The organism is Neobacillus endophyticus (assembly GCF_013248975.1).
Taxonomy (GTDB): Bacteria; Bacillota; Bacilli; order Bacillales; family Cytobacillaceae; genus Neobacillus; species Neobacillus endophyticus.
The window spans coordinates 4,860,114-4,886,610 of sequence record NZ_JABRWH010000001.1 but is presented as its reverse complement, the minus strand read 5'-3'; the positions used below and the strand labels follow the sequence as shown (position 1 = coordinate 4,886,610).

The 26,497-nt window shown below is 36.1% G+C and carries 27 protein-coding genes; 12 read left to right on the top strand and 15 right to left on the bottom strand.

Annotated elements, in window-relative coordinates:
• Nucleotides 1-38 precede the first annotated feature (38 nt).
• Nucleotides 39-2,264, bottom strand: a complete 2,226-nt coding sequence (pflB, locus tag HPT25_RS24205) for a formate C-acetyltransferase (RefSeq protein WP_173070070.1) — start codon at nt 2,262-2,264, stop codon at nt 39-41.
• 299 nt (nt 2,265-2,563) lie between these two features.
• Nucleotides 2,564-3,016 carry a cupredoxin domain-containing protein gene (locus HPT25_RS24200; protein ID WP_173070068.1) on the bottom strand — a complete coding sequence of 151 codons (453 nt, stop codon included), beginning with the start codon at nt 3,014-3,016 and terminating at the stop codon, nt 2,564-2,566.
• Nucleotides 3,017-3,270: 254 nt separating this feature from the next.
• Here HPT25_RS24200 and mprF point away from each other — a divergent pair, with 254 nt between their 5' ends.
• Nucleotides 3,271-5,793, top strand: a complete 2,523-nt coding sequence (gene mprF, locus HPT25_RS24195) for a bifunctional lysylphosphatidylglycerol flippase/synthetase MprF (protein WP_173070066.1) — start codon at nt 3,271-3,273, stop codon at nt 5,791-5,793.
• Nucleotides 5,794-5,850: 57 nt separating this feature from the next.
• On the opposite strand, the gene HPT25_RS24190 is transcribed toward mprF, so the two are convergent.
• Nucleotides 5,851-6,111, bottom strand: coding sequence for a hypothetical protein (locus HPT25_RS24190; protein ID WP_173070064.1), 261 nt, complete (start codon nt 6,109-6,111; stop codon nt 5,851-5,853).
• Between the two features lie 173 nt (nt 6,112-6,284).
• Between HPT25_RS24190 and HPT25_RS24185 the strand changes: the two genes are divergently transcribed.
• On the top strand, nt 6,285-6,773 hold the full coding sequence (locus HPT25_RS24185) for an Hsp20/alpha crystallin family protein (RefSeq protein ID WP_173070062.1): 489 nt from the start codon (nt 6,285-6,287) through the stop codon (nt 6,771-6,773).
• A gap of 121 nt (nt 6,774-6,894) precedes the next feature.
• On the top strand, nt 6,895-7,302 hold the full coding sequence (locus HPT25_RS24180; RefSeq protein WP_173070060.1) for a hypothetical protein: 408 nt from the start codon (nt 6,895-6,897) through the stop codon (nt 7,300-7,302).
• A 45-nt stretch (nt 7,303-7,347) separates the two neighbouring features.
• On the opposite strand, the gene HPT25_RS24175 is transcribed toward HPT25_RS24180, so the two are convergent.
• Nucleotides 7,348-7,590, bottom strand: coding sequence for a YkuS family protein (locus HPT25_RS24175; RefSeq protein WP_173070058.1), 243 nt, complete (start codon nt 7,588-7,590; stop codon nt 7,348-7,350).
• Between the two features lie 99 nt (nt 7,591-7,689).
• Between HPT25_RS24175 and HPT25_RS24170 the strand changes: the two genes are divergently transcribed.
• On the top strand, nt 7,690-7,821 hold the full coding sequence (locus HPT25_RS24170; RefSeq protein ID WP_173070056.1) for a YuzL family protein: 132 nt from the start codon (nt 7,690-7,692) through the stop codon (nt 7,819-7,821).
• Between the two features lie 35 nt (nt 7,822-7,856).
• On the opposite strand, the gene HPT25_RS24165 is transcribed toward HPT25_RS24170, so the two are convergent.
• The 4 genes from HPT25_RS24165 to HPT25_RS24150 all read right to left on the bottom strand — a co-directional run bounded on the left by HPT25_RS24165 (nt 7,857) and on the right by HPT25_RS24150 (nt 12,622).
• Nucleotides 7,857-9,476 carry an ABC-F family ATP-binding cassette domain-containing protein gene (locus HPT25_RS24165; RefSeq protein WP_173070054.1) on the bottom strand — a complete coding sequence of 540 codons (1,620 nt, stop codon included), beginning with the start codon at nt 9,474-9,476 and terminating at the stop codon, nt 7,857-7,859.
• Nucleotides 9,477-10,012: 536 nt separating this feature from the next.
• Nucleotides 10,013-11,374, bottom strand: coding sequence for an IS1182 family transposase (locus HPT25_RS24160; RefSeq protein ID WP_173060338.1), 1,362 nt, complete (start codon nt 11,372-11,374; stop codon nt 10,013-10,015).
• A gap of 106 nt (nt 11,375-11,480) precedes the next feature.
• Entirely contained in the window at nt 11,481-12,077 is a 597-nt protein-coding gene (locus HPT25_RS24155; RefSeq protein ID WP_173070052.1) for an SCO family protein, read from the bottom strand.
• 395 nt (nt 12,078-12,472) lie between these two features.
• Nucleotides 12,473-12,622, bottom strand: a complete 150-nt coding sequence (locus HPT25_RS24150; RefSeq protein ID WP_173070050.1) for a hypothetical protein — start codon at nt 12,620-12,622, stop codon at nt 12,473-12,475.
• A 65-nt stretch (nt 12,623-12,687) separates the two neighbouring features.
• Here HPT25_RS24150 and HPT25_RS28875 point away from each other — a divergent pair, with 65 nt between their 5' ends.
• Nucleotides 12,688-12,891, top strand: coding sequence for a cold-inducible protein YdjO-related protein (locus tag HPT25_RS28875; RefSeq protein ID WP_312857357.1), 204 nt, complete (start codon nt 12,688-12,690; stop codon nt 12,889-12,891).
• A gap of 56 nt (nt 12,892-12,947) precedes the next feature.
• On the opposite strand, the gene HPT25_RS24140 is transcribed toward HPT25_RS28875, so the two are convergent.
• The 3 genes from HPT25_RS24140 to yhfH (HPT25_RS24130) form a co-directional block, all read right to left on the bottom strand.
• On the bottom strand, nt 12,948-13,133 hold the full coding sequence (locus HPT25_RS24140) for a hypothetical protein (RefSeq protein ID WP_173070048.1): 186 nt from the start codon (nt 13,131-13,133) through the stop codon (nt 12,948-12,950).
• 276 nt (nt 13,134-13,409) lie between these two features.
• The gene (gene yhfH, locus HPT25_RS24135) at nt 13,410-13,544 is read right to left on the bottom strand and encodes a protein YhfH (protein ID WP_173070046.1); all 135 of its coding nucleotides are present in this window, start codon (nt 13,542-13,544) and stop codon (nt 13,410-13,412) included.
• A gap of 75 nt (nt 13,545-13,619) precedes the next feature.
• The gene (gene yhfH / locus HPT25_RS24130) at nt 13,620-13,754 is read right to left on the bottom strand and encodes a protein YhfH (RefSeq protein ID WP_173070044.1); all 135 of its coding nucleotides are present in this window, start codon (nt 13,752-13,754) and stop codon (nt 13,620-13,622) included.
• 232 nt (nt 13,755-13,986) lie between these two features.
• Here yhfH (HPT25_RS24130) and HPT25_RS24125 point away from each other — a divergent pair, with 232 nt between their 5' ends.
• Nucleotides 13,987-16,143: a PAS domain-containing protein gene (locus tag HPT25_RS24125; protein ID WP_173070042.1), complete on the top strand. Its 2,157-nt coding sequence runs from the start codon at nt 13,987-13,989 to the stop codon at nt 16,141-16,143.
• A gap of 303 nt (nt 16,144-16,446) precedes the next feature.
• The gene (locus HPT25_RS24120) at nt 16,447-17,250 is read left to right on the top strand and encodes a LysM peptidoglycan-binding and 3D domain-containing protein (protein ID WP_173070040.1); all 804 of its coding nucleotides are present in this window, start codon (nt 16,447-16,449) and stop codon (nt 17,248-17,250) included.
• A gap of 84 nt (nt 17,251-17,334) precedes the next feature.
• On the opposite strand, the gene HPT25_RS24115 is transcribed toward HPT25_RS24120, so the two are convergent.
• The gene (locus HPT25_RS24115; protein ID WP_173070038.1) at nt 17,335-18,636 is read right to left on the bottom strand and encodes a NarK family nitrate/nitrite MFS transporter; all 1,302 of its coding nucleotides are present in this window, start codon (nt 18,634-18,636) and stop codon (nt 17,335-17,337) included.
• A 216-nt stretch (nt 18,637-18,852) separates the two neighbouring features.
• Nucleotides 18,853-20,346, bottom strand: a complete 1,494-nt coding sequence (locus HPT25_RS24110) for a nitrate/nitrite transporter (protein ID WP_173070036.1) — start codon at nt 20,344-20,346, stop codon at nt 18,853-18,855.
• 261 nt (nt 20,347-20,607) lie between these two features.
• Between HPT25_RS24110 and HPT25_RS24105 the strand changes: the two genes are divergently transcribed.
• Nucleotides 20,608-21,756: an acyl-CoA dehydrogenase family protein gene (locus HPT25_RS24105; protein WP_173070035.1), complete on the top strand. Its 1,149-nt coding sequence runs from the start codon at nt 20,608-20,610 to the stop codon at nt 21,754-21,756.
• A gap of 61 nt (nt 21,757-21,817) precedes the next feature.
• Entirely contained in the window at nt 21,818-21,979 is a 162-nt protein-coding gene (locus HPT25_RS24100) for a hypothetical protein (RefSeq protein WP_173070033.1), read from the top strand.
• A gap of 36 nt (nt 21,980-22,015) precedes the next feature.
• Here HPT25_RS24100 and HPT25_RS24095 read toward each other — a convergent pair whose 3' ends face one another.
• Nucleotides 22,016-22,195: an H-type small acid-soluble spore protein gene (locus HPT25_RS24095; protein ID WP_173070031.1), complete on the bottom strand. Its 180-nt coding sequence runs from the start codon at nt 22,193-22,195 to the stop codon at nt 22,016-22,018.
• 27 nt (nt 22,196-22,222) lie between these two features.
• On the bottom strand, nt 22,223-22,444 hold the full coding sequence (locus tag HPT25_RS24090; protein WP_246277274.1) for a hypothetical protein: 222 nt from the start codon (nt 22,442-22,444) through the stop codon (nt 22,223-22,225).
• 506 nt (nt 22,445-22,950) lie between these two features.
• Here HPT25_RS24090 and ltaS point away from each other — a divergent pair.
• The 3 genes from ltaS (at nt 22,951) to HPT25_RS24080 (ending at nt 26,434) form a co-directional block, all read left to right on the top strand.
• Nucleotides 22,951-24,912 (top strand): lipoteichoic acid synthase, encoded by a 1,962-nt coding sequence (gene ltaS / locus HPT25_RS24085; RefSeq protein WP_173070027.1) that lies wholly within the window; start codon nt 22,951-22,953, stop codon nt 24,910-24,912.
• Between the two features lie 197 nt (nt 24,913-25,109).
• The gene (locus HPT25_RS29180; protein WP_281368244.1) at nt 25,110-25,241 is read left to right on the top strand and encodes a hypothetical protein; all 132 of its coding nucleotides are present in this window, start codon (nt 25,110-25,112) and stop codon (nt 25,239-25,241) included.
• Nucleotides 25,242-25,435: 194 nt separating this feature from the next.
• Entirely contained in the window at nt 25,436-26,434 is a 999-nt protein-coding gene (locus HPT25_RS24080; protein WP_173070025.1) for an ABC transporter substrate-binding protein, read from the top strand.
• The last annotated feature ends 63 nt before the right edge of the window (nt 26,435-26,497 follow it).

Genomic DNA, 26,497 nt, shown 5'->3' with positions numbered 1-26,497 from the left:
AGAGCTCCCTATATGAAGGGAGCCCACGCCATCGGTTGCTATAAAGATTCGTGGAAAGTACGGTTAATAACGTCTAATTGCTGTTCTTTTGTTAATTTAATAAAGTTAACGGCATATCCGGAAACACGAATGGTTAATTGTGGATATAGCTCTGGATGTTCCATTGCGTCTAATAGTGTTTCTCTGTTAAAGACGTTAACATTTAAATGATGACCGGATTTTGCTGCATATCCATCTAAGATGGCTGTTAAGTTGCGAGTTTGACTTTCTTCATCTTTTCCTAATGCTTTAGGAACGATAGAGAACGTATTAGAAATGCCGTCCATTGCATAGCTGTAAGGAAGCTTGGCAACAGATGACAAGGAAGCAAGTGTGCCTTTTGTATCACGGCCATGCATTGGGTTTGCTCCAGGTGCAAATGGTTCGCCCGCGCGTCTGCCATCTGGTGTATTACCAGTTTTCTTTCCGTAAACTACGTTTGAAGTGATCGTTAAAATGGATAAAGTATGAACAGAATTACGATAAGTCACATGTTTGCGTAATTTTTTCATAAACCTTTCAACGATTTCAACGGCAATACTGTCAACACGGTCATCATTATTGCCGTATTTAGGGTAATCACCGCTCGTTTCAAAGTCTACCGCTAAGCCGTTTTCATCACGAATCACTTTTACTTGACCGTATTTAATGGCACTTAATGAGTCAGCAGCTACACTTAAACCGGCAATACCAGTTGCCATAGTCCGAAGAATTTGCGTATCATGTAACGCCATTTCGATTCTTTCATAGCTATATTTATCGTGCATATAGTGAATCACATTTAAAGTATTAATATAAAGGCCTGCCAGCCATTCCATCATTTGGTCGAATTTTTCCATTACATCGTTATAGTCTAAGATTTCTGAAGTAATTGGGCGGTATTCTGGACCGACTTGAATTTTTAATTTTTCATCTACTCCGCCATTGATCGCATAAAGAAGTGTTTTGGCAAGGTTGGCACGGGCTCCAAAGAATTGCATTTGTTTACCGATTTCCATTGCAGATACGCAGCAGGCAATTCCATAATCATCACCATATTCAGGACGCATAATGTCGTCATTTTCATATTGAATGGCACTTGTTTTTATTGAAACTTTTGCACAGAACTTTTTAAAGTTTTCTGGAAGACGAGTGGACCAAAGTACAGTTAAGTTTGGTTCTGGCGCCGGCCCTAAGTTTTCAAGGGTGTGCAAGAATCGGAAAGAGTTTTTCGTGACTAATGAGCGGCCATCGTTTGCCAATCCGCCAATAGATTCTGTTACCCATGTTGGGTCACCGCTGAACAATTCATTATAATCAGGTGTCCGGGCAAATTTAACAAGACGAAGTTTCATTACAAAATGATCAACTAATTCTTGTGCCTCTTCTTCCGTTAATGTGCCGTTTTGCAGGTCGCGCTCAACATAAATATCTAGGAAGGTTGAAACACGTCCAAGGCTCATAGCGGCACCATTTTGTTCTTTTACAGCTGCAAGGTAACCAAAGTATAGCCATTGGAATGCTTCCTGGGTATTTTTAGCTGGTTGGGAAATGTCGAAGCCATAGCTTGCGGCAAGTTCCTTCAGTTCTTTTAGTGCACGATATTGTTCTGAAAGTTCTTCTCTTAGGCGAATAGTATCTTCAGTCATAACACTTGAAGTATTATTAAAATCTTTTTGTTTTTCTTTCATTAAAAAGTCAACACCGTATAAAGCAATTCGGCGATAGTCCCCAATGATCCGGCCCCTGCCATAAGCGTCTGGAAGTCCTGTAATAATTCCGGCCTTTCTTGCACGGAGCATTTCACTGGTATAAGCATCAAAGACGCCTTGGTTATGAGTTTTCCGATAGTCTGTGAATATCTTGTCAATTTCTGGGCTTAATTTAAAGCCATAAGCTTCACAAGCTTGTTTCGCCATGCGAATGCCGCCAAAAGGCTGGAGTGAGCGGTTAAATGGTTTATCGGTTTGGAAACCAACTACCTTTTCAATCTCTTCATCTAAATACCCTGGTCCATGGGAAGTAATGGCTGAAACAGTTTCGGTGTCCATTTCAAGAACACCGCCTTTTTCGCGCTCCTGTTTTGTGAGTTCCATTACTTGATCCCACAATTTGGTTGTAGCTGCTGTGGCTCCTGCTAGGAAGGAATCATCTCCTTCATATTCTGAATAATTTTTTAAGATAAAATCACGGACATTAACTTCTTTTGACCAATCACCTTTTGTAAAGCCTTGCCATTGTTCCATTGGTAATCACCTCATATATCATTTAAAGAAATATAACAGCTTTGCTGTCTTTTCTATGGACTCAGTATAACAGTTGGTAAGTACCTTGAGAGAGGTGATTTGTTAACATATTGTGAAACCTTGTTTTTTAGGGGGTTTTTATGAACTTTTTATGAATTAATGTATTAGTTTTGAAAAAACTGTACTATAAAAAATGAGGAAAATATTATAACTGTTATATACAAAAAACTAATAATATCAACGTTTTAATAGGAAAAACCTATGAAACAGCAAATAAAAACAGGAGAATGACTCCTGTTCTAATTTACAACAATATAAGCAATCATTGGCCCATTGTGCTGTCTGTCTGAGTGAGCCTCGCAGATTAATTGATAGGTTCCCTGTTTATTAAACTGGAGGGGGATCATCGTTTCTCTTCCTTTTTTTACTGTCCCTTTAATATTGGTTCCTTCAATATAAAATGGATGTTCTTCACCATTTATCCCGCTTATATATAAATTAACTCTCTCACCTTGTTTTATAACGATCGTACCTGGATCCCAGCGGTATGCTTCAATTTCCTGTCCGTTTTTTAATGTTGTTTTAAATTCGGCTGTCACCATATGAAATTCACGAACTACTTTGCTCGAAGGCTGATTAAATACAGCCACGTCACCTGCTTTCAGGATAAACCAGGCAGAAATCGAGGCTAGCATAACACCAATTGCTAAAAAGAATAATAACGTCTCTTTAGTAAAGATTAAAAATTTCACACTATATCCCCCTCGAAAAAATGGCGTTTATATATTCATATGCATATATGGGCAGAAAACTTGTCTACTTTTTTACGTTCAAATAGCTCAAAAAAACACAACACAGCGATTAGATTATATCCAATGGGTTGAAACATGTTTAAAATGTCTACAATGTTAATGAGCATATTTCTATTAAAAATAATTTTCTTTGTTTTTCTGCTGGAAAAGATTATATTTAATTCAGGAATATATAAAATAGGTGGTTGGCTTGATTGGGGATTAATAAAGACAAGATATTAAAGGTGGTAAAGTTTTCTTTTCCTCTGTTATTATTAATTTTTGCACTTGTAGAAATGAGGAAATTTACTCGAGATATAAATGTACATCTTCTTAGAAATGAATTAGATCAACTGAATATTGCCCTTTTATTGTTGATCTTGGCGATTACATTTGCGGCTGTTTTACCAATGGTGCTTTATGATGTCATCTTATTTAGGATATTAAAGATAAAGGTTTTAAAATGGGAGCTCCTGGAACAATCATTTATTGCCAACTCTTTTTCCAATTTAATTGGTTTTGGAGGCATAGTAGGGGCGATGCTGAGAACATACTTTTTTCTCAAGCTAGAACATGAAAAACGCAGACTACTTGGGCTTATTGCATCTGTTTCGCTTTTTTACTTAACAGGAATATCCTTTCTCTCCTGGATCGTGACAACAAGTTACCGTCATTATCCGTTATTTGTTCATAACAGATGGCTTTATTTTGCAGCTGTGGGTGTAGGTCTTTACTTGCCTGTTTTTTATCTAATACATACTTTTCAAGCGAAAAAGGAACAAAAATCACTAATCCCGACAAAAGCTGGTTTTGGTTTAATTGGAGTTTCGATCATTGAATGGTTTGCGGTATTCAGTGCTATTTTTGTTTTAAATAAATTATTAGGAATGAATGTCAGCATTCCAAATCTTTTTCCAGTCTATATTGTTGCAGCATGCGCAGGAATTATTAGTATGATCCCTGGAGGGCTTGGCTCATTTGATTTGGTATTTTTATGGGGAATGAAAAATCTGCACGTCGGAGAGGAAAAAGTACTTGTCTTACTATTATTTTACCGAATTGGTTATTATTTTGTCCCTTTTTTAATTAGCTTAGTTTTTTTTATCAAACTATATTGGAAGAAATGGAATCAATCCTGGAATGATTTGCCTAAAGCGATTATTCAAAGACTTAGTCATATTATATTGACCATTTTAGTTTTTTCATCCGGCTTAATCATGCTCTTATCAGCAAGTATACCGGGTATTATGTCAAGACTTCGGATCGCAAGAGAATTATTATCATTTCCTATTATTAATGTGTCTCATCAGCTTTCAGTTGCTGCTGGATTCTTACTTCTTGGATTGTCAAGAGGGATTGAGTACCGAGTAAAGCGAACGTATGAGTTGACAATGTTTGCCTTGATTCTTGCAGCACTATTTTCCATATTTAAAGGAATAGATTATGAAGAAGCGATATTTTTAATCATTGTAGCACTTATTCTTAGATTATCAAAAGGTCAATTTTATCGTGAAAGTTATGTTTTAACATGGGGAAAAACGATTTTTGATGTAACAGTTATTTTTCTAATTACTTCCATGTATCTCATCATTGGTTATTTAAATTTACCTTCGGCTAAACTGGCTATTCCTAAAAGGTTTATTCCATATGTCATTGTTAATTATCGTGATTTGTTTTTTAGTGCAATCATTGGCCTGTTGATCGCCTCGATTATTTTAATGCTTGGGTATTTGATAAGTCTTCCAAGAAAGTGGAAATTTGAAATGTCCGAAACACAGGAGAAAGCCATTGATAGCCACTTGAGAAAATACGAGGGAAACACAGTGGCTCACTTACTATTTTTGCATGATAAGTACCTATTTTGGAACCGAAAGAAGACGGTTTTGATTCCTTTCCAAAAATATGCTGATAAATTAGTGATTCTTGGAGATCCCATTGGTGAAAAAAACGATCTATCAAATGCCATAGATGAATTTCAGGAAAAAGCTGATTTACATGGGTATACTCTTGTTTTTTATCAAGTGAGTGATGAGATGCTTCCGTATCTTCATAATCACGGTTTTGCTTTTTTTAAATTGGGTGAAGAAGCTCATGTGGATTTGGGGTCATTTTCCATTTCTGCGATAAATGGGATAACTGATTTCGAAAGTACTTTTCAAAGAAACTATTCGTATAAAGTCATAGAGCCCCCATTTACAGAGGATTTATTGCTTCAGTTACGAGAAATATCAGATGAGTGGCTTCAGGGGAGAAATGAGCAAGGATATGCAGTCGGATTCTTTCATGATGGGTATTTAAATAAATCACCTATTGTGATTGCTCAGGATGACAATATGCAAATTATTGGATTCATGAATATTATGTATATATACGATCATGATCGGACTGCGGGTGTGGATCTAATTAGGTTAAAGTCGGAGGCTTCTGAGGGAACGATAGACTCTCTTCTTATAACATTAATGAAGTGGGCAAGAGCCCGCGGATATAGCCGTTTTAATTTGGGGATGGCTCCTTTGGCAAATGTCGGTTTGTCTAAGTTCGCTTTTTTAAGTGAAAAAATAGCCGCACAGATCTTTCTGCATGGCCATTTTATTTCTCAAGTTCAGGGATTGAGAAATTTTAAAGAAAAATATGCAGATAAGTGGGAACCAAAATACTTGGCATATCGGAGGAAATCATCTTTGCCATTTATTATGGCACAAATCACCTTACTAATTTCCAAAAAAAGAACATCATGATCACTTCAAAAAGCGATGAAGAGGGGGTTGCCTGATTCATCGCTTTTTGTTTGTATTTTACTTACCTGTTGGAATATTTAATGGATGGGTTTCAAAAGAGGTTGGGACATCAATTTGGTCCCGGTCATCGACAAAACTGCGGTTTCCAAAAAAATCACTTTTATCACCAAAATTTTGCCCAAACCCCTGATTCTTTTTATCAGAACTGTACCATTCTGCTAGAAGATTCTGACCAATATTGACGGCAGAAGAGTTTTCAAAGGAATTTATTTTTATCATAAATATATTTATATTAATATACGGAGCTGGAGTTGGCATGTCATATCTCCTCCTTGTCATTGCTTATTAAATATATGCGCCTATTAAAGGTTTATGAGGTGTTTCCATTAAAATGAGGATTAAATTGCCTAATTGTTTCGTAATATGGAAGTAAAGCTGTTCCGTTTGTTAAAAACGGTTTTCTCTTATAGCGGTAGAAGGGGGGCGTAAAGATGGATATGGATAAATTAAAGCAATGGCTAGAACTGGCAAAAAATATGCAAGGCAGTGATTTCTGGAGTAATGTATTTGACCAGGAGTTTGCCAAGCAATTTATCAATGACGAACAATTTAACTCCCCTTTCACAAATACAACCGGGCAGTCTTTCCGCGAAGGTCAAACCTCCAAATCATTTCCAATCATAGATATATTAGAGGGTGAAGAGGAAGTATTCGTCATTATAGAACTTCCTGGAATTATTAAAGAAAACATACAACTGGGGCTAAACGGAAATGTTTTATCGATAAAAGGAAAGGCAGTACCTGTTCATCCGCATTTACATACAGCCTATTCGGAGAGATTTTATGGTGATTTTCAAAGGCAGATAACATTGCCAGATCATGTGAATCCAAGTGAAATTAACGCAAAATTTTGGAATGGATTATTAATTGTAAGATACAAACGCAACAATATGAAAGGTGAAATCATTCCGATCGAATAAGTTCAATTTCCGAAAGATCTGAAAAAGCGTTGAAATTCCGTTGAGTGATAATAAATGGACATGTTATATAAAACTTCCCATATAATTGAAAGTAAGGTGAAAAAGGGGAGCGTTTAAATACATGACGATAAAAAACATTTTCCTGATGTTTCGTAAAAATGAAGATAACCGGGAAATCAGAAGAAAATTGGCCTCCCTGGAAATGAACATGGAGATGCTGAAACAATCGTTGGAAGCAATTCAAAAGCAATCTCCTAAGGATGAGGTTAAGAAAGATAAAGATCCTCCCATTATAATTGAAAAAATTAATATTGAAAAAATAATCCTTGATAAATATGAATTAAATAATAATTTTGGCCAGCTTGGAATTAAGGAGTTAAAAGGAAAATTAAATATTGGGGCCACATATGGAAGTGAATTTACCCCTAATTTGGAAGAAGAAAAAACAGAAAGCAGCGAGAAGGAACCGTATCAACGAGAAGAGAAAAAGCCAAAAATCAATATTCAATCCAAAAAAGAGGATGGCTAATAAAAAAGACTAAAGTTTTGATCCTTTAGTCTTTTAAGTAGGTCACTATCCGAGTCTGGTTTCCACTGCCTGACAAACCTCGTCTGCAGACATACCCTCCGCATCAATGACCGGAGCTTTGGTGTAGGTATCCTGCATTCCCATTACGTTTGAATCAAGACCAGAAACAACACAGCAATCACAATTCTGAGCGTCAGACTCCTGCTTTAACTCTACTACATCATAACCTTTTTCCTTTAATGCTTGTTGAATGTTTGTAAGAGACTGTTCTACTCCAACCTTTGCCATCCAAAACACCTCCTCTGTCCATTATCTTGCCTAAAAATGAAGTAAATATTCCGTATAATGGGGGATTAACCTCCAAAAGCTAGTACTGGAGGTGTTCAAATGAGTAAACGTAAAGCAGATCCGTCAAAAATAGGTCTCAGCTCACCACAAGTGGAAGGGCAGGGAACGACTACAACGGAAACGGGTGCAAGAATAGAACCATCTTCAAGAAAGAAACAGAAACGTTACTAACAAAAAAGGGCACCTTTTATTGGTGCCCTTGAGCATTACTTATACATATCAGCTACTTGTTTCTGAATTTCGTCACTTTCCAGATATTCATCGTAAGTCATTTGTTTATCGATTAATCCATTTGGTGTTAATTCAAAAATCCGATTGGCAATGGTCTGAATAAATTGATGATCGTGCGATGAAAACAATAGAGATCCTTTAAAATTGATTAATCCATTATTCAGTGCTGTGATTGACTCCAGGTCTAAGTGGTTTGTGGGCTCATCAAGGAGAAGGACATTTGCTCCTGATAGCATCATTTTAGACAGCATACAGCGAACCTTTTCTCCCCCTGAAAGTACACTGGCTTTTTTCAATACCTCTTCTCCAGAAAACAGCATTCTTCCCAAAAATCCGCGTAGGAAGCTTTCGCTGTCATCCTTTGGAGAAAATTGGCGCAGCCACTCTACAAGATTCAGATCACTGTTTTCAAAATACTCGGAGTTATCTTTAGGAAAATAGGAACGTGCAGTAGTGATTCCCCATTTAAAGGTACCGCTGTCCGGTTCCATTTCACCCATTAAAATTTTAAATAAAGTTGTTTTTGCAATTTCATTTGTTCCAACTAGGGCGATTTTATCTCCCTTATTCATATAGAAACTAATATTGTCGAGTACCTTAACGCCATCAATCGTTTTGGTGAGACCTTCCACCTTTAACAAGTCATTCCCGATTTCACGTTCAGGGGTAAAGCCTGCATATGGATAACGTCTTGATGACGGTTTAATGTCATCCAAAGAAATTTTATCCAAAAGTTTTTTCCGTGATGTCGCCTGTTTTGATTTAGAAGCATTCGCGCTGAAACGGGCAATAAAGTTTTGCAACTCTTTAATTTTTTCTTCTTTCTTTTTATTGGCATCTTGCGCCATTTTTGATGCTAGTTGACTTGATTCATACCAGAAATCGTAGTTCCCGACGTAAATTTGAATTTTTCCGAAATCTAGGTCAGCAATATGTGTACATACTTTATTTAAGAAATGACGATCATGGGAAACTACAATGACCGTATTCTCGAAGTTAATCAAGAATTCCTCCAGCCATTGAATCGCCTTGATATCCAAGTGGTTTGTCGGCTCGTCAAGTAATAAGACGTCAGGTTTACCAAACAATGCTTGCGCCAATAAAACTTTAACTTTTTCAGCACCAGTTAATTCAGCCATCAACTTATAATGAAGGTCCTCCTGAATTCCCAATCCTTTTAAGAGAATGGCAGCTTCAGATTCTGCTTCCCATCCGTTCAGTTCTGCGAATTCGCCTTCAAGCTCAGCTGCACGCATCCCATCTTCATCCGTGAAGTTTTCCTTCATGTAAATAGCGTCTTTCTCCTGCATAACTTGATAAAGCCTTGTGTGTCCCATGATAACGGTTTTTAATACTTCATATTCTTCATATTCAAAGTGGTTTTGTTTCAATACGGCCATCCGTTCATTTGGACCAAGTGTTACCGTTCCTGTTTGGGCCTCAATGTCGCCAGCGAGAATTTTTATAAACGTAGATTTTCCAGCTCCGTTTGCACCTATAAGACCATAACAATTCCCAGGGGTAAATTTAATATTAACATCTTCAAATAATTTTCGGTCACCATATCTTAAACTAACATTACTAACAGTAATCATGTTAAAAGTATCCTCCAAAAAAACATTTTACTATCAATTATAGCATTTATTTGGAGTGGAGGCGAATATTTTTAATTTAAAGATGGAAAATTGGGCTTTATGATTTATATATGACAAAAGTAATATTTTCTAAAAAATTTTTTTGTTTTCACACTTTATTCATATTTTTGTTGTAGAATTGAGGTAAGAAGGAATTAAAGAAGGTGAAATGTGTGGCCAAAAAGCAGCTTACTGAACTCGTGAATAAACTGAAAAATGCTGGTATTAAAGCGAGTCTGACAAAACCAAAATCCGATTACCTTTTATCTTTACAGCAACTTAAAAAATATCCTTCATCCGTGAATTAAATAGGAGTAATAGTCTTAAAAGCGATTAATCCCGAGGACTAACCGCTTTTTTATTTTATGTGCTCAGTGTTTAGGAATAATATTAATCATTAGCTTTTGCTATTATTTTATTATATGAATCAATTTCATAATTTCCTTTTTTAAAAAAGTCTAGATTGTCCCTAACGGGACTTATTCAATTTTTTAAAACTACGCTACTTGTTGTTGCGGGCATTCTAACATTTTTCTGATACGATCAACTGCTAATTTTGAGGCATTATAAACTAAGGTGACTAAGTCAAAATGAACTTTGGCACGCTTTCCTGTTCGATAACGAACATTGTCTAGTTGAAAGTATAACTTGAGATAAGCATTCACACGTTCCACAGCGGTACGTCGTTTAAAGACAGTTTTCCAAGCTTTCGAACCACGGGCCGGTGCTGTATATTTTCGAAGATCTGTCGTGATTTTTATTTTATAGGTCTTTTGGCAAATACCCTCATTGGCTAAAGGGCAATTTTTACATTCTTTTGGATGTGTATATTTGAGAGTTTTGTATTTCGGATCGAAACTATCATATCGATACGAGTGTTCCCGGAAACAAGTGGGGGCGAAATGTTTATCAAAACCTTCTATCTCAGGTTCATTACGCTTGTTATAGGCAATAACAGATTGGTGACCCATCCGGTGAATTTGTTCATAAATCGGTTCGTAATCATACCCAGCATCCATCGTATGGTACCGTAAAGTTGAAAGTTGAACACGCTCTTGAATTCCTTTTAATAAAGGAATCGCAGCCTTTCCGTCATTCAAATTACCAGAAGAGAAAAGCGATTGAAGAATATATTGGCTTTTTGTTCCAACAGCTAAATGAGCCTTATATCCATACCAAAATACGTTCTTTCCTTCGCTGTTTTTCTTTACACCCCACTCAGGGTTTTTGGGAATTTCAGCACGAAGATGATCTAAAGTAACGTCTAACTGTTCTTCAATTTTCTTTTCAAAAAGAGGTAGATTGGTTTCGCGATCAGCTTTTTCAATCAACCATTGTTCTCTTTCTTCTTTCGATTTACGCCCACGTTTCTTAGGTTCGTTTTTTGGTTTTTCCTCTTTTTGAGGTGCCTGATCTTTTGCTTCAAAGTGTGTGGCATCAAGAGCTACTGTATCATCAGTGACAAATCCTTCTGTAATGGCTTGATAAAGAATCGTTTCCTTAACCTTTTCAAGAACGTTAGATTCACTGAGGATTGTCACCATTCTTGAATAAGCTGCTTCTGAAGGTACAGTATCAGAAACCAAAAATCCGCAGTCTAGACGGAAAACCATGTCATTTTTTAATCTCATCACCAAATCTTTAATAAAAGGAATTCGTTCCATTAATCGGGCAACTAAAGAGTAAATCATAGCTGCATAGTTCAGTTCAACAGGTCTACCAAAACGAGATTTCTTCGTTACCACAGAGAAGATTGGTTCAATGTTGATAGCAGAAAAAACAGCTTCAAAACGATGGGTAGGTTCTAAATCGTATAATTCTTGTAGTCCAAATAGGCTTCCTTGTCTTATAATAGCCATAGGGAGTCTTCCTCCAGTCTTATAAGTTTGTGTGGTGCTTACTTATTTAGACATTTTGGGGAGGTACTCCTTTTTTTGGTGTTTAAAAGCCTTGAGCCCGTAGGGCTCAGATTTTTGAAATTGATTCATATACATCTTGTTTATTAAAATTATTACCCATTGGGAATTTTGCAATAAATCGATTATGGTCGTCTACCAAATAAGTAAAAGTTGTGTGTACAAACTGACCGTTTCCAGGGTCTATGAACTGAAATCCAAGTCCATTTGCAATTTCATGAATCTTCTTCACGTCACTTTTTAATGTTGATGAATCACCGGTTAAAAAAGTCCATTGACTATTATTCGAAATGCCAAAGCCTTTCATATATTTGGTTAATATTTCAGGTGTATCACGGACCGGATCAATGGAAATCGTGATAAATTCAATTTTCTTTCTGAATATTCCTGCTTGGACTAGATCTTTTTTAAGAGCCGTCATTTTTTGAGTAGTGGTTGGACAAATGTCAGGACAATGCGTATAAATAAATTCAATCAATTTTAATTTTGTTTTATCTTTACCGAAATTATAAGACTCGCTGTTTTGATTTGTTAATGTAATATTGCTTGGTACTGATGCGTTTGCATCGCGAATAAGAAAGAAAGCGATGCCTCCGGCAATTCCTAGAAAAATGGCCAAACCACAAGTGAGATAAATCTTCTTCATAGATTAAAACCTCCTAACATTAAGATAAAGAAGTTCAGATGAAAAAGGTATGGATATTTTGTGAACAAAGAGATGAAAAAAGGTTGTAAGCTGTTTAAATATAAGGCTATTTTAAAGAACATTTTTAATATTTACACACTGTTGATTGGAGCGGAAGGCACGAAGACACCTCGAAAATGCAAACGCATTTCCTTCGTGTGTGAACGGATTCAAGGACGTGTTTCAATGTCCTGCGGGAGTATGGGGATGGGGAGACCAACTGATGTTTAAGCATCGAGGAGGCTCCTCGGCACGCCTGCGAACCAATCATGCCTGGAGCGGAAATCAATAGCCAAATTTAACAGCGCCAAATATAAAGAGGGAGACAATAAGATCTAAAACAAAAAAGGCGAACATTATTTTCCGCCTTTTGATCTGTTGTTGAGATATTGACTGGCCAGAAGCTTTTTTACTTCATTGTAGCTAAGACCTGACTGACTATTTAATCTTTTTACTTCATCAATATTTGTCCCCACAACCGTGAAATGCTTTTGGTTTGAATTCAAAACTTGCACCCCCCTATGAATATTCTTTAGTTGACATGAAATGTTTTTTTTCGGACATACTATAAATAAAGGAGGCGGTTCCAATTTTTTACGGTAAAAGAGCTAAAGATCAAGAAATTGAAACTATCTTAGTAGACACTGAAGTATATTCGTGTAAAGATGATTCATGTATCGGCTGGATGAGAAAGGATTTTGCAGCAGATGACCTGTTGTGTCCTATGTGCGGTAATGAAATGTTCCAGGAAATTCGGGAGCTTCCAAAAATTTAACATTGGTATGTAAAGACTGTCTTCATTTATTGACAGTCTTTTATTTTGTTTTTACTTCATAAATTTTCGTTTTGCTGACCAATTTCCCCCTCCGCAATCAGGGAATTCACTTCTTTCAATTCTTCATGTTTATTTACTGATTCTCCAGGAACACTTTTAAGATTAGGAAAAACAGCTCCGTTTTGAATGATGATTTGTTTTTCCGTTGGGGCGGTTGTTAGATAGTCGTTTTTTTTCGCCATATTACAATGATCAACTCCTTATATAAAGGGTTCGCTAGGTAAGAAAGGATTATACTTACCTGTTTTATTCAAATTCAGAATGAAGCCAAATAAAAACTCCAGTGATCACTGGAGTCATACTTGGCCGAAAGGGAAAGACTAACATTTTTAACAGGCATAATTGCACTAAGTAATACTTCGCGAGTCAGCAGCCTCACATCCAAAAAGCTGTACTTTTCAGCGATTTACGCCTCTGTCTGCGCACTGCCGGGCTCACCAGTACGCAAGTTATCTTTATTATTCATCTTTCTTTGCAAGACAACGATCACATTCCATTAAATAGGATTCCGCTTGTTCCTCCATATGCTGTCCGCATTCGGAGCACTGTTTTGGTGGCACATTACGATAAAATTCAACCGGGCTCATTAACATATAAAATCCTCCTCCTTCATACGACAGTTTATTGGATAGTTTATTGTTATAGAACAGATAGGACAAAAAATAAATTTATTCTTCTTTTTTTGCAAGACAACGATCACATTCCATTAAATAGGATTCTGCTTGTTCTTCGATAATTTGGCCACATTCTGGACATTGTTTTTTAGGTAATTGACGAAAAAACTCCACAGGACTTATTAACATTTCAAATCCTCCTTTATTAATACAGAATATAAAACATCCTTTTGTTATAGTACAGTATAAACAAAAAAACTTAAATTGTGTAGATTTTTTTGAAAAAAAAACCATTAATTTTAAAAATAAGACTTTTATCACAATCTATAGATTTCAGATGGACAATAATTAACACTTCCCTAAAAAAATATTTTCCATTACAATCGTAGTAGAATGCTAGAAAAAGGGGGAATGCAGATTCATGAATTCAATGATGGGTGCTTTTCATCCTTATTTATTCATAATTGCAATTGGGCTAACGTTAATGGCTGTTTATACAGCATTAGATATGTATATACTTGTCAAAACTTCGAAGCGAAATAACCGCCTTTTATTCATTGGCGGAACTTTATCTATGGGTGTGGGAATTTGGGTTGCGAATTTTATGGGACTTCTGGCAACCAATATGAAATTAATTAACCAGTACCATATACCACTGACTGTACTTTCCATTGTGATCAGTATTGCATTAACAGGAATGGCATTTATGATTTTGTTTACGGAAAAAGTCCGCTTTTTTTATCTAATGATTGGCAGCTTTTTATTAACTTTTAATATTATCGCCATTCATATGATTGAATTATATGCCATGAATATTTCCATTCAATATAATATACTTTTACTTATTATTTCAGCTTTATTGATATTTGTTTTTCATTTATTTTCTTTATGGCTGCTTTTTACAGCAAAAGGTTCAAATATGGGGAATCAAGTTTGGTTGAAACCAGTAAGCGCCGTGATCATGACAGCAGCTGTAGCTGAAGGAAATATTTTATTAAAAAAATCCTCGATTGTTGAGACGGTAAGTGGTGTAATTGGCTCGCAAAATGAAAACTCTTTTTTCATTTATTTAGTTTTATTGATTTCCATTTTAATAATGGGTGGACTAATTATCTCCAGCACGCTAATTAGTAAACAGCTAGCCTCATCTGATACAAATTTGAAGGATGTTACCTTCGCCCTTAATCAATCCTCAATTGTTGCGATCACAGATGCAAAAGGCAAGATCACTGCTGTTAATGATACTTTTTGTGAAATATCTAAATACAGCAGAGAAGAATTAATCGGCCAAGACCACCGTATATTGAATTCCGGTTATCATTCGAAAGAATTTTTCAAGGATATGTGGCGTGCAATTGGCCGTGGAAATGTCTGGAAGGGTGAATTGTGTAATAGGGCTAAGGATGGAACCTATTATTGGGTGGACACCACGATAGTTCCATTTTTAAATAGTAATGGAAAACCATATCAATATGTAGCCATCCGAACAGATATCTCGGATCGAAAACGAGCTGAAGAACATCTAAAGGAAACTATAAAAGAAATTAGTGACATTAAGTTTGCCTTGGATCAATCCGCTATAGTGGCCTTTACTAATGCCAAAGGGATTATTACAAATGTAAATGAAAAGTTTTGTGAAATCTCTAAATACACCCGTGAAGAGATTATTGGGAATGATCATCGTATTTTAAATTCGGGATTCCATTCAAAGGAATTCTTCAAAGAACTTTGGAAATCAATTGGTAACGGAGAGGTTTGGAAAGGTGAAATCCGGAATAAAGCTAAGGATGGTACATTTTATTGGGTTAGTACAACCATTATTCCTTTTTTAAACGAGCAGGGAAAACCATATCAATACCTTGCCATCCGATACGATATAACAGAACGCAAGAGACAGGAAGAAGTTATTCACCGTCAAGATAAACTTGCTGCGGTTGGCCAATTAGCTGCAGGGGTGGCGCATGAGATTCGCAATCCACTTACATCGATGAAAGGATATACCGAATTCTTACAGCTAGATGAACAAGATCCGGAACGTCTTGAGTTTCTAAATATCATACTAGATGAAATTGAGCGCGTTAATACAATTGTCGAAGACTTTATGGTACTTGCGAAACCAAAAGCAGTGGATCTAGAGGAGAAGAATGTTGTTCCTGTCATCAAGAACGTGGTTTCATTGCTGGAATTTGAAGCGCGAAAGAAAAATGTCCGGTTATACTTTGACAGCAATCAGGAAATTATCCAAATCGATTGTGACGAAAATCGCTTGAAGCAAGTGTTTTTAAATTTTATTAAAAACGGAATTGAAGCCATGCCAAATGGCGGTGATTTGCACGTAAAAATCAAGGTTCACGATCACAATGTTCATATCTCAATTCAAGACACTGGTGTTGGAATCCCTCAGGAAAAACTAAAAAAGCTGGGAGAACCATTTTTTACTACAAAGAAAAATGGAAACGGCTTAGGCTTAATGGTTAGCTTTAAAATAATTGAAAGCCACAATGGAAAAGTATTTGTGGAGAGTGAACCGAATAAAGGAACAACCTTTAATATCTTACTTCCTGAAAAAATCGCTTAAAAACGAGAGAATTCGAATTCTCTCGTTTTTTATATGTTGTTTTAAAGGGAAATGATTGAATTCAAAATTTGGCAGCTAAAGTGTATTCGAAGTACTTAGAGACTTAATTAAACGAAGGATTAAAAATATCTAAAACTTTATAAGGTTCGAATGCTTTTTGAAAATTATGTCCTTTAGATACATTATTGTAAAATACTTGCCATTCTCGTAAAGCAATTAACATCTGCCTGTTCTTTGTCTCAGAAATTTCCGTGTTATGATGAATTACAGTTAGCGGTCGAAAGAAAATGGGAGGTAAACAATATGATTAGCAAACTGAAAACAATTATTGCAGTTGCGGCTCTCTCAGTATCTGTAGGTGCTAATGTGCATGCAGAAGAGATTACCGTAAAAAAAGGGGATACCCTTTGGGGTTTATCAAAAGTACATAATACAACTGTACAAAGCCTTAAAAACTGGAATCAATTATCATCGGATCTCATTCATCCTGGTGATATTTTAGAAATACCGGAGAGAAAACAATATACGGTAAAACAAAATGATACACTGTGGGGAATCGCTCATCATTTCGGTGTAACAATTGACCAGATAAGGGATTGGAATACATTAGATTCAGATTTAATTCATCCAGGATTAATTTTAGTCATTTATGAAAATACAAAAAAAGCGGAAATAGATAGTCAGGCACATACAACATCGACCACTGAAGCTGCTAGAAGTTATTCTTCAGCACCTGCACCTACTTCCGCCAAAGCAATTCCTGCTTCTGAAAATCAGAATAGCCAAACAACTCCGATCACAGCTCCTCATTCCGATACAAAAGAAATAACTGTAAATGCAACAGCCTATACAGCTTCATGTGAAGGTTGTTCTGGTATTACCAAAATAGGTATTGATATTAAATCAAATCCGGACACAAAGGTGATCGCGGTGGATCCGTCGATAATTCCTCTTGGTAGTAAAGTATATGTAGAAGGATATGGAGAAGCAATAGCAGGAGATACAGGAGGAGCCATTAAAGGCAATCGAATTGATGTGTTTATTCCTTCTGAACATGATGCTCTCGATTGGGGAAGAAAACAAGTGAAAGTAAAAATATTGAATTAAAACTGCCGATTTTTGGCAGTTTTTTTGCGTTATTAAAACTTTATATAGATCAAGGAACTAAGTTATAAAAAAACAAGCCAGATATTATCCGGCTTGTTTGACAACTGTTTTAGCTGAGTGAGTTTTTCTTTGATAAAAATACCAGTTAAGAGAAAAAGAGATCACATAGAAACCAATAAAGAAATAGAATGCTGTTGCAGGTGATCCGGTTGTTATGGTAGCCCATCCAAACAGCTTTGGAATGAAGAATGATCCATAAGCTGCGAAAGCGGCAGTGAAGCCAATAACTGGAGCAGCTTCTTTAGGTATAAAGATAGTTGGAATCATTTGGAATGTTGATCCGGATCCAATCCCAGATGCAACGAACAAAATTAAGAAGGACATCAAGAAACCTGCGAATTGTTTACCTTCCAAGAAGTAAATGACGCCGAATGCACCAATTCCCATGACAACTAATACAAATGAAGTAACTTTAGCACCGCCTATTTTATCAGAAAGCCATCCGCCTACTGGTCTTGCAGCTGCAGCAACTAAAGCTCCAAGGAAGGCAAGAGAAACATGTTCCGGAAATTGAGAATTTAATAACAGTGGAAAAGCAGCAGAGAAACCAATGAAAGAACCGAATGTTGCTACATATAGAACTGTCATTATCCAAGTATGCTTCCTTTTAACAATCACAAATTGGTCAGAAATTGATTGTTTTGCACCTGGTACGTTATCCATTCCAAACAAGGCAAGAAGTGTCATGATGATAATTGGAATTACCCAGATGAAAGCAGCGTTTTGTAACCAAAGGGCATGACCATTTGCTAATACTTGTTTGTGTCCTACAAAGGCAAATGTTCCTGATGTAATAATTAATGGTGTAACAAACTGAACAACAGAAACCCCCATGTTACCTAAACCACCATTAATTCCAAGTGCAGTACCTTTTTCCTTTTTTGGAAATAAAAAACTTAAGTTGGCAGATGATGATGAAAAGTTACCGCCACCAAGACCGCAAAGTGCTGCAAGGATCAGCATGGTTGTATATGAAGTATGTGGGTTTTGAACGGCAACACCTATACCAATTGCTGGAATGGCTAACAGTGCAGTTGAAATAACTGTCCAGTTTTTACCCCCAATAGAACCAACAGCAAAGGTATAAAAGAACCGAAGAGTTGCTCCAACCAACCCAGGGATGGCAGCAAGAGTAAATAGCTGTTCTTGAGTAAAGTGGAATCCCACAGAGTTTAGCTTTGCAGCGACCACTGACCAAATTTGCCAGACGATGAATGCCAGCATTAAACATGGAACTGAGATCCAAAGATTTCGTTTTGCGTGTTTTCTTCCTTCGTTGTTCCAGAATTTTTCGTCTTCTGGATTCCAATACGTTATTCGGGCCATTGTTGTTTCCCCCTAAAAATTTATTTTAAATATTTAATTAGCAATGGTGCTGTTCTTTACGATGTAAATATAAACTAGGAGCCATTGCGAAATTTGTGACGTACGTCACAAAAAACGTGAAGGAATTGTGAACTGATTAAGTTAGACAAAAAGTTGTAAAAATTAACTATAAATAAAAAAAACCTCCATCGCTGGATGAAGGTTGGTTAGAAATGTTTATTTTGCAGCTTCTTCTCTAAATATACCGACATATTGCTGTGACTCGCCTGAATCATCTTTAATAGCCGTGATGGTTAACCGTTCTTTATAAATCTCATTATTTTTTCGTTTATTCCAGATGGAACCTTCCCAAAAACCGGTTTCAATAAGATCTTTCCACATGTTTTTATAAAAATCATGATTATGTTCTCCAGATTGAAGAATACTTGGGGTTTTTCCCAATACTTCTTCCTCTTTAAATCCAGTTATTTTTGTGAAGGCAGGGTTAACTTTTTGAATAATTCCATTTTTGTCTGTGACACAAATTCCTTCTATTGTACAATCAACAATTTTAGATGAAATACTTAATTTTTCTTGATAGTAAAACCAGACGACAATGACTAAACTTGCTAAAGAAAATTCTGAAAGGGACATAAAGCCGATTGCGTAATGGCCAGTAAAATTAAATAAGGTCGTTAAAATAATCGGGGGGAAAAAACCGCCAAGGCCTCCCATTGCGGAAACAATTCCATTTACAATTCCTGACTGTTTTGAAAAATACATTGGAACAAGTTTGAAGATCGCACCATTTCCAATACCAGCTAGGAATGCAACTAATAAACAGCCAAAGGAATAGATCGGGAGTGAAGGAGTAAATGATAATAGAAATCCTGCAAAAGTCAGCCAAAAGAACACTGCCATTAGGATTAAAAACGGATTCACTTTATCTCCCATCCATCCGCCAATTGGTCTGAATAGTGTCGCCAAGACAATAAAACCAGCCGTACGCAGCCCGGCATCCACTTTTGATAATTCAAAATGATTGACTAAAAATGAAGGTAAGTAGAGCGTAAAAGCAACAAACGAACCAAAAGTAATAAAGTAAAATAAGCTTAAACACCAAACCCTTGGGTTTTTGTATACCGCTTTAAATTGATCAGAAAGAGGTTTAAAGACTTTTTGTTCCTTTTTATCACCTAAGATCAAATTAAGTAAAGCAAAGACTAGGACCAAAATCAAATAGAATTTAATGACGGTTCGCCAGCCAAACTGATTTGCCAAAAACGGAGCAAGAAAGGTTGTAACCGCGGTGCCGATATTACCTGCACCATAGATCCCATTAATAAATCCATGTTTTGCCTTATGATAATATTTTGGTAAAGAAGTTACGCCAATTGAAAAGACCGCTCCTCCAATACCAAGCATAAAACCGCCTAGAATAAGCATAAATATAGAGTTTGCAACACTCACAATGGCTATTGGAATAAGTAGAATGATAAAACTGATGGTAAATAAAATTCTACCGCCATAGCGGTTCGTCCAATATCCTATAGGAATTCGAAGTAGTGATCCAAGTATCACTGGTACTGCCGTGGCCCATGATATTTGTGTAGAAGTAAGATGAATATCTTCCTTAATAAAAGGCATAAGGGATGATATAAGAACCCAAACCATAAACCCGGTAATGAGGCTTCCTGTTTGGATAAAAAGCTGTCTTGTTCTCTGATTCATAAAAATCCCCCTTGTATTCCTACCGTTTTATTCTTTAAAAAACCAGATATTAAAATTAAAACATTCATTTATCATTTGCGATGGGAAATTTCCACTTGCATTATAGTATTTTATTCAGTTAAACACAGTGATAAATAGCACAAAACGTTCAAAATATATTCAAAGTTAAACTTATTTGTAATTGTTCTATTTTGCAAAATTCAAGAAATAATGAAAAAATGAAAGAGAACAGAAAAGAAAGAAAGGCGGGAGAGAATGGAAATGGATTTTCAAAGTGCAAAAAACTTAGACGAACGATTAGAGATAATGAAAGTTCTCTCTAAAAAGTTTTTAGCAAGAGCACATCAAATTGACGTTGAAGGAAGCTTTCCGTTTGATAACATGGAAGATTTAAAAAATACAGGATATACCGTTCTGACAGTGCCGTCCAGATATGGGGGAAAGGGTCTTTCCCTATATGAAATGATACGCCTTCAAGAAATGATTGCGGAAGGTGACGGAGCAACAGCTTTGGCAATCGGATGGCATATGGGAATTATTTTTAATCTTAGTGAAAAGGGGACATGGAAAGAGGAGATATTTTCCTACTTATGTAATTGTGTCAAATCTGGGGCGTTAATTAATAGTGCAGCAACTGAGCCAAAAACCGGAAGTCCGACCCGTGGAGGTAAACCAGAAACAACGGCTGAGAGAAATGAGGACGTTTGGATCCTAAATGGCAGAAAAACATTTACAACCATGGCACCCGTTTTGGACTTTTTTATTGTCAGTGCCACCGTTAAGGAAACAAATGAAGTGGCAAATTTTCTCATTCCACGTACTTGTAATGGTGTAAGTATAGAGGAAACTTGGGATAGTATTGCTCTAAAAGGGACTGGAAGTCATGATTTAATCTTGGATCATGTCGAGATTCCACATGAATATTTAGTTGAAATAATATCACTGAGTGAAAAAAGAGCCAATGGATGGCTTCTACACATTCCTGCTTGTTATCTAGGCATAGCAAAGGCAGCAAAAAGATATGCACTGCAATTTGCTGGAGAATACTCTCCAAACAGTGTAACCGGACCAATTATTGACCTGCCTAATGTACAACAAAAGATAGGAGAGATGGAATTAAAATTAATTCAAGCAGAGTATCTTTTATATGGGGCGGCGAAGCAATGGGATTATTCAAATGAAGAAGAAAAGAATAAACTGGCTCCTGTCCTTGGGGCAGCTAAACTTACAGTTACCAATGCAGCTATTGAAATAACAGATCTTGCGATGAGGATTGTTGGTGCAAAAAGTCTTTCATTAAATTGCCCGCTCCAGCGTTATTATCGGGATGTAAGAGCGGGGCTGCACAATCCGCCAATGGATGATATGACCATTCAACTGTTAGCAAAACATGGGGTTTTGAATCAATAAAGGAGTGGAAGATTAAAATATACTCTAAGAGGGTAACTTATCCTTAAAGGAGTGAGAAAAGATGCCGAGAGGAAAGGAATTAGAACAGCTTCCAATGGCTAATATTGCACCAGGGGCTGGAAAGGATGCTGGAAAGTTTGACCGTGAAGTTCTGGGAACAATTGTTTCAAAAGAACATCCGCAACCAGCCGACATTGAAAAAGAAAATGAGGATATGGTATAAGGCAGGAGATTTTCCTGCCTTTTTATATGAATTGCTTTATTCTTCGATAAGTTCATCTATTCTAACTGTAGATCTTTCTTCAAGAGGTCCTCTTAAATGAACGGTCGCTGTTTGTCCATCTTCATTCAATTGGTCAATCCAAACGGATACCCCATTGTATTTAACTTCGATATCCGCAGAAGAAGATAATATTTGTTTTACTCTGTTTTCATTCATAATATCACTCCTTGTAATAATGAAATTTTAATGACCATAAGGATAATCTATTTTGTTTCCATTAATGGCACCAGGTTCGTAATCCTCATTGAGACTTTTTAAATAGGCTTCCAGTTCCGCTTGCAGTTCTTTGGGAGCCCCGGGCTTAAAGTGCCAGTTACCCGGTTCATCAACAAAATAGGGACTTTTAGTAAATTCAGGCCTCATTCTTGGCAAAAAAAAACCCCTTTCTATTTTTTTTCCTACCATTATATATACTTAGCCATATAATGAATTTTCATTCGCCGCCATGGAAAGAAAATACAACTAAATTCGTATTGCATGTTAAATCGTTCAAGTATATTATATTTAGAAATGATTGAGGAAATTTGAAATACTGTAAAACGCTTTGAAAATGATAAATAGTGAAACAAAGCTAATCACTTATTCGTCTTATATAATTGAGAAAACAGAAAGTCATGTCCCATTTGCTTCATTCATAATATAAACTAAATAGGAGTCTGCCTATTTTTGACTGACAGGAAAGTCTACCGTTCCTAGCAGAACTAAAGGCAACTATATCACAGTCTTCGCCTTTAGGATCTTGTCCTATCGGCGAGTTTTATTTATCAGACACTGACAAATAATGTTGGCGGATCTATTGATGATACAATATTGAAGGGAGAAATTTGATTTTCTTTTTTTGGAAAGTATGATATAGTAATTGAGGTTCGTTTACCGAATATCCTTTGGTAAGTGAGAGGAGAAAATTTATAATGAATAAAATAGGACTAACAAAAAAATTAAATAATAGTCATATTACATTCTTTGTCATTGCTGTTGTATTATTCTGGATGAAAACGTATATAGCATATCGCATTGAATTTAAATTGGGAATCGATAATAATCTTCAGAAGTTTCTCTTATTTCTTAACCCATTAAGTTCCGCGCTATTTTTTTTAGGTCTTGGACTTCTGTTTAAAAAGTGGACCAAACTCGTGATGATTATTATCAATTTTCTGATGTCTTTTTTATTATATGCAAATATCGTTTATTATCGCTTTTTTAATGATTTCATAACCATCCCAGTTTTATTGCAAGCTAAATCTAATGGGGGACAACTTGGTGATAGTGCCGTTTCTTTACTTTCGCCAACAGATATTTTTTATTTTTCGGATTTCATCATTTTAATTATTCTTGCGTTAACGGTATTCAAGAAAGTTACTGTCAATAACAGAAAATCTTATAAAGTTGTGCTGTTGCTTGCAATTACAGTGTTCTTATTTAACTTGGGATTAGCTGAAAAGGATCGCCCGCAGTTATTATCACGTTCCTTTGACCGGAACTATTTAGTGAAATATCTTGGCGCCTATAACTTTACTATATATGATACAATCCAAAATATTGAGTCTTCTAGTGAACGTGCACTTGCTGATTCAAGTGATATAACAGATGTACAGAACTATAGAAACGCCAACTATACAGCGCCAAATCCTGCTTATTTTGGTAAAGCAAAGGGCATGAATGTAATCTTTATTTCTATGGAATCTTTCCAAAACTTTATGATTGATTATAAAATGCCAAATGGTCAGGAAGTTACGCCATTCTTAAATTCATTAATTCATGATCAAAATACTTTCTATTTTAAAAATTTCTATCATCAAACAGGCCAAGGAAAAACCTCCGATGCAGAATTCCTAATGGAAAACTCTTTGTATCCATTGGGGCAAGGTGCCGTGTTTATCAATAAAGCGGAAAACACGTATCAAGCAACACCTGCTATTTTAAAAGGCTATGGTTATAACTCTGCTGTTTTTCATGGTAACTACAAGACATTCTGGAATCGGAATGTAATGTATAAAGCTTTAGGCTATGATCAGTTTTTTGATGCTTCCTATTATGATATGTCACCAGCGAACACCAAAAACTATGGTATGAAAGATAAACCATACTTCCAAGAGTCAATGTCCATGTTGGAAGGTTTGAAACAGCCATTCTATGCGAAATTTATTACCTTGTCGAACCATTTCCCATTTGCAATGGATCCTCAAGATACTAACTTCCCTGCATTTAATACAGACGATGCAGTTGTTAACCAATACTTCCAATCTGCAAATTATATGGATCAGGCATTGGAACAGTTCGTTAACGCTTTAAAAGCAGATGGATTATGGAATAAGACAGTGCTAGTTTTCTATGGCGACCACTACGGTATTTCTGAAAACCATAATGAAGCGATGACAAAGGTACTAGGTGTTAATCAAATAACACCGGTTCTTAATGCTAAATTACAGCAAGTTCCATTAATTATCCATGTGCCTGGTGTTAAAGGCGGTATTCAAACACAAGTAGGCGGTGAAGTTGATGTACGCCCTACTGTTTTACATCTATTAGGAATTGACACTAAGAACTTCATTGAATTTGGTTCGGACCTTTTATCCAAGCAGCATCGCAACTGGGCATTATTCCGAAATGGGGATTATGTATCTGATAAAGTGATTCAAATCAATGATAAGTGTTATTCTGCTCAAACTGAGCAATTGTTAAGTTCAAATGTGCTATGTAAGGATATAGATTCAAGAGTAAAAACAGAGCTGCAAATGTCTGACGAGATTGTGAATAAGGATTTGTTGCGTTTTTACAAACCAAAAGGATTTACACCAATTAATCCTGACGATTATAACTATTTAGGTCCAAAAGGAAATAAAGGGATCAAAACAACTCCAAAAAGTTCGTAAGAGATAAGCAGAAATACATCTCTAGCATCATTATTGCAAAAATCCGGCCAATTACCTGGCCGGATTTTTTTTTGCATGTATCCAATTATTTAATTCAAAAAGAAGAAAACTTGATCATAGTGACCCCCATAATCTGAAAGGGTTATTCGAATCCTTTGATAAGAAAAACCAAAAATACATACAACGGAGGTTAGATTATGGGAATCGTATATATTGATATTGATAAGCTGCTAGATGCAACGGCGGATCTAACATCTGAGAAAAATTATAAAATGAAGCCGCTAGAAATTGATAAACTTCTCGAGAATACAAAAGATTGGGAAATATAAGTCTACTCATACTCTGATTAAGCTATTTAAATGCCTTCAAAAAATATTGAAGGCATTTTTTTTTGCTAAACTGTAAGTTTCATAACTTTAAAGTGTAAAAATATTTTTGCTATTTCTATTGATTTTAATGGAAACAAATACTAGAATAATTTTTAAAATATTAAATTTTTTGAAAATTGAGGGGGATTTTACCAATGAAAAAAGGAGTTAAAGGATTATCTATTGCTGTAGCAGGGATGCTATTGCTTGCGGGTTGCGGCAGTAAAGACACTTCAGGAAGTTCGCAGGTGGGAGGAGCAAAAAAAGAATACAAGGTTGGGATTTCTCAGTTTGCACCTCACCCATCTTTAGACGCAGCGACACAAGGTTTTAAACAGGCATTGAAAGATAAAGGGATTAATGTCAAATATGATGAACAAAATGCTCAAGCTGACATGAATAATACTCAAACCATTGCAAAGAATTTTGTTGGTGATAAAGTGGATTTAATCTTTGCGAACGCTACACCTAGTGCAACCGCGGCATTAAATGCGACAAAGGATATTCCCATCGTTTTTACATCTGTCACAGATCCTGTTGGAGCAGGATTGGTAAAATCTTTTGACAAACCAGGCAAAAATATTACGGGAACAACAGATAATCATCCTGATGCCACGAAAAAAACGATTAGCTTTATTACAGATGAAGTAAAGGCAAAGAAAATTGGAGTTATCTACAATTCTGGGGAAGAAAATTCAGTTGTACAAGTAAAAGCAGTAAAAACAATAGTTCAAGATAAAGGAGCAAGTCTTGTTGAAGCATCTGTCTCTAATACTTCCGAAGTAAAACAGGCAGCGGAATCTTTAGTCGGCCGAGTGGATGCAATCTATATTCCAACGGATAATACCGTCGTTACTGCACTTGATTCTGTAATTGCCGTAGCAAATAATAAAAAGATTCCACTATTTGTAGGAGAATTAGATTCAATGAAGAAGGGTGCAGTTGCTGCGAGCGGCTTCAGCTACTTTGATCTTGGTTACCAATCCGGGTTAATGGCGGCTGATATTTTAACAAGCAAGAAAAAACCTTCAGAAATACCTGTAGAACTGCCAAAAGGCTTAAAACTGGTTATCAATAAGAAAGCTGCTGCAGCTCAAGGTTTAACAGTGAAAGAGGAATGGAGCAAGCTTGGCGAGTTTTATGATGGGAAATAGCAATCTTTTTTGGAGTCAATCCAGGTTGGATTGACTCCTCTCATCCAAATACATATAAAACAG

Coding starts and splice junctions, on each gene's coding strand:
- HPT25_RS24180 (WP_173070060.1), top strand. CDS start 6,895: ATGACGATAAAAAACATTTTCCTGATGTTTCGTAAAAATGAAGATAAC.
- HPT25_RS24080 (WP_173070025.1), top strand. CDS start 25,436: ATGAAAAAAGGAGTTAAAGGATTATCTATTGCTGTAGCAGGGATGCTA.
- HPT25_RS24175 (WP_173070058.1), bottom strand. CDS start 7,590: ATGGCAAAGGTTGGAGTAGAACAGTCTCTTACAAACATTCAACAAGCA.
- ltaS (WP_173070027.1), top strand. CDS start 22,951: ATGAATAAAATAGGACTAACAAAAAAATTAAATAATAGTCATATTACA.
- HPT25_RS24185 (WP_173070062.1), top strand. CDS start 6,285: ATGGATATGGATAAATTAAAGCAATGGCTAGAACTGGCAAAAAATATG.
- HPT25_RS29180 (WP_281368244.1), top strand. CDS start 25,110: ATGGGAATCGTATATATTGATATTGATAAGCTGCTAGATGCAACGGCG.
- HPT25_RS24120 (WP_173070040.1), top strand. CDS start 16,447: ATGATTAGCAAACTGAAAACAATTATTGCAGTTGCGGCTCTCTCAGTA.
- HPT25_RS24125 (WP_173070042.1), top strand. CDS start 13,987: ATGAATTCAATGATGGGTGCTTTTCATCCTTATTTATTCATAATTGCA.
- HPT25_RS24090 (WP_246277274.1), bottom strand. CDS start 22,444: ATGGTAGGAAAAAAAATAGAAAGGGGTTTTTTTTTGCCAAGAATGAGG.
- HPT25_RS24110 (WP_173070036.1), bottom strand. CDS start 20,346: ATGAATCAGAGAACAAGACAGCTTTTTATCCAAACAGGAAGCCTCATT.
- yhfH (WP_173070044.1), bottom strand. CDS start 13,754: ATGTTAATAAGTCCTGTGGAGTTTTTTCGTCAATTACCTAAAAAACAA.
- HPT25_RS24190 (WP_173070064.1), bottom strand. CDS start 6,111: ATGCCAACTCCAGCTCCGTATATTAATATAAATATATTTATGATAAAA.
- HPT25_RS24160 (WP_173060338.1), bottom strand. CDS start 11,374: ATGGCTATTATAAGACAAGGAAGCCTATTTGGACTACAAGAATTATAC.
- HPT25_RS24105 (WP_173070035.1), top strand. CDS start 20,608: ATGGATTTTCAAAGTGCAAAAAACTTAGACGAACGATTAGAGATAATG.
- HPT25_RS24100 (WP_173070033.1), top strand. CDS start 21,818: ATGCCGAGAGGAAAGGAATTAGAACAGCTTCCAATGGCTAATATTGCA.
- HPT25_RS24140 (WP_173070048.1), bottom strand. CDS start 13,133: ATGGCGAAAAAAAACGACTATCTAACAACCGCCCCAACGGAAAAACAA.
- HPT25_RS24155 (WP_173070052.1), bottom strand. CDS start 12,077: ATGAAGAAGATTTATCTCACTTGTGGTTTGGCCATTTTTCTAGGAATT.
- pflB (WP_173070070.1), bottom strand. CDS start 2,264: ATGGAACAATGGCAAGGCTTTACAAAAGGTGATTGGTCAAAAGAAGTT.
- HPT25_RS24170 (WP_173070056.1), top strand. CDS start 7,690: ATGAGTAAACGTAAAGCAGATCCGTCAAAAATAGGTCTCAGCTCACCA.
- HPT25_RS24115 (WP_173070038.1), bottom strand. CDS start 18,636: ATGGCCCGAATAACGTATTGGAATCCAGAAGACGAAAAATTCTGGAAC.
- HPT25_RS24095 (WP_173070031.1), bottom strand. CDS start 22,195: ATGAATGAAAACAGAGTAAAACAAATATTATCTTCTTCTGCGGATATC.
- HPT25_RS24165 (WP_173070054.1), bottom strand. CDS start 9,476: ATGATTACTGTTAGTAATGTTAGTTTAAGATATGGTGACCGAAAATTA.
- yhfH (WP_173070046.1), bottom strand. CDS start 13,544: ATGTTAATGAGCCCGGTTGAATTTTATCGTAATGTGCCACCAAAACAG.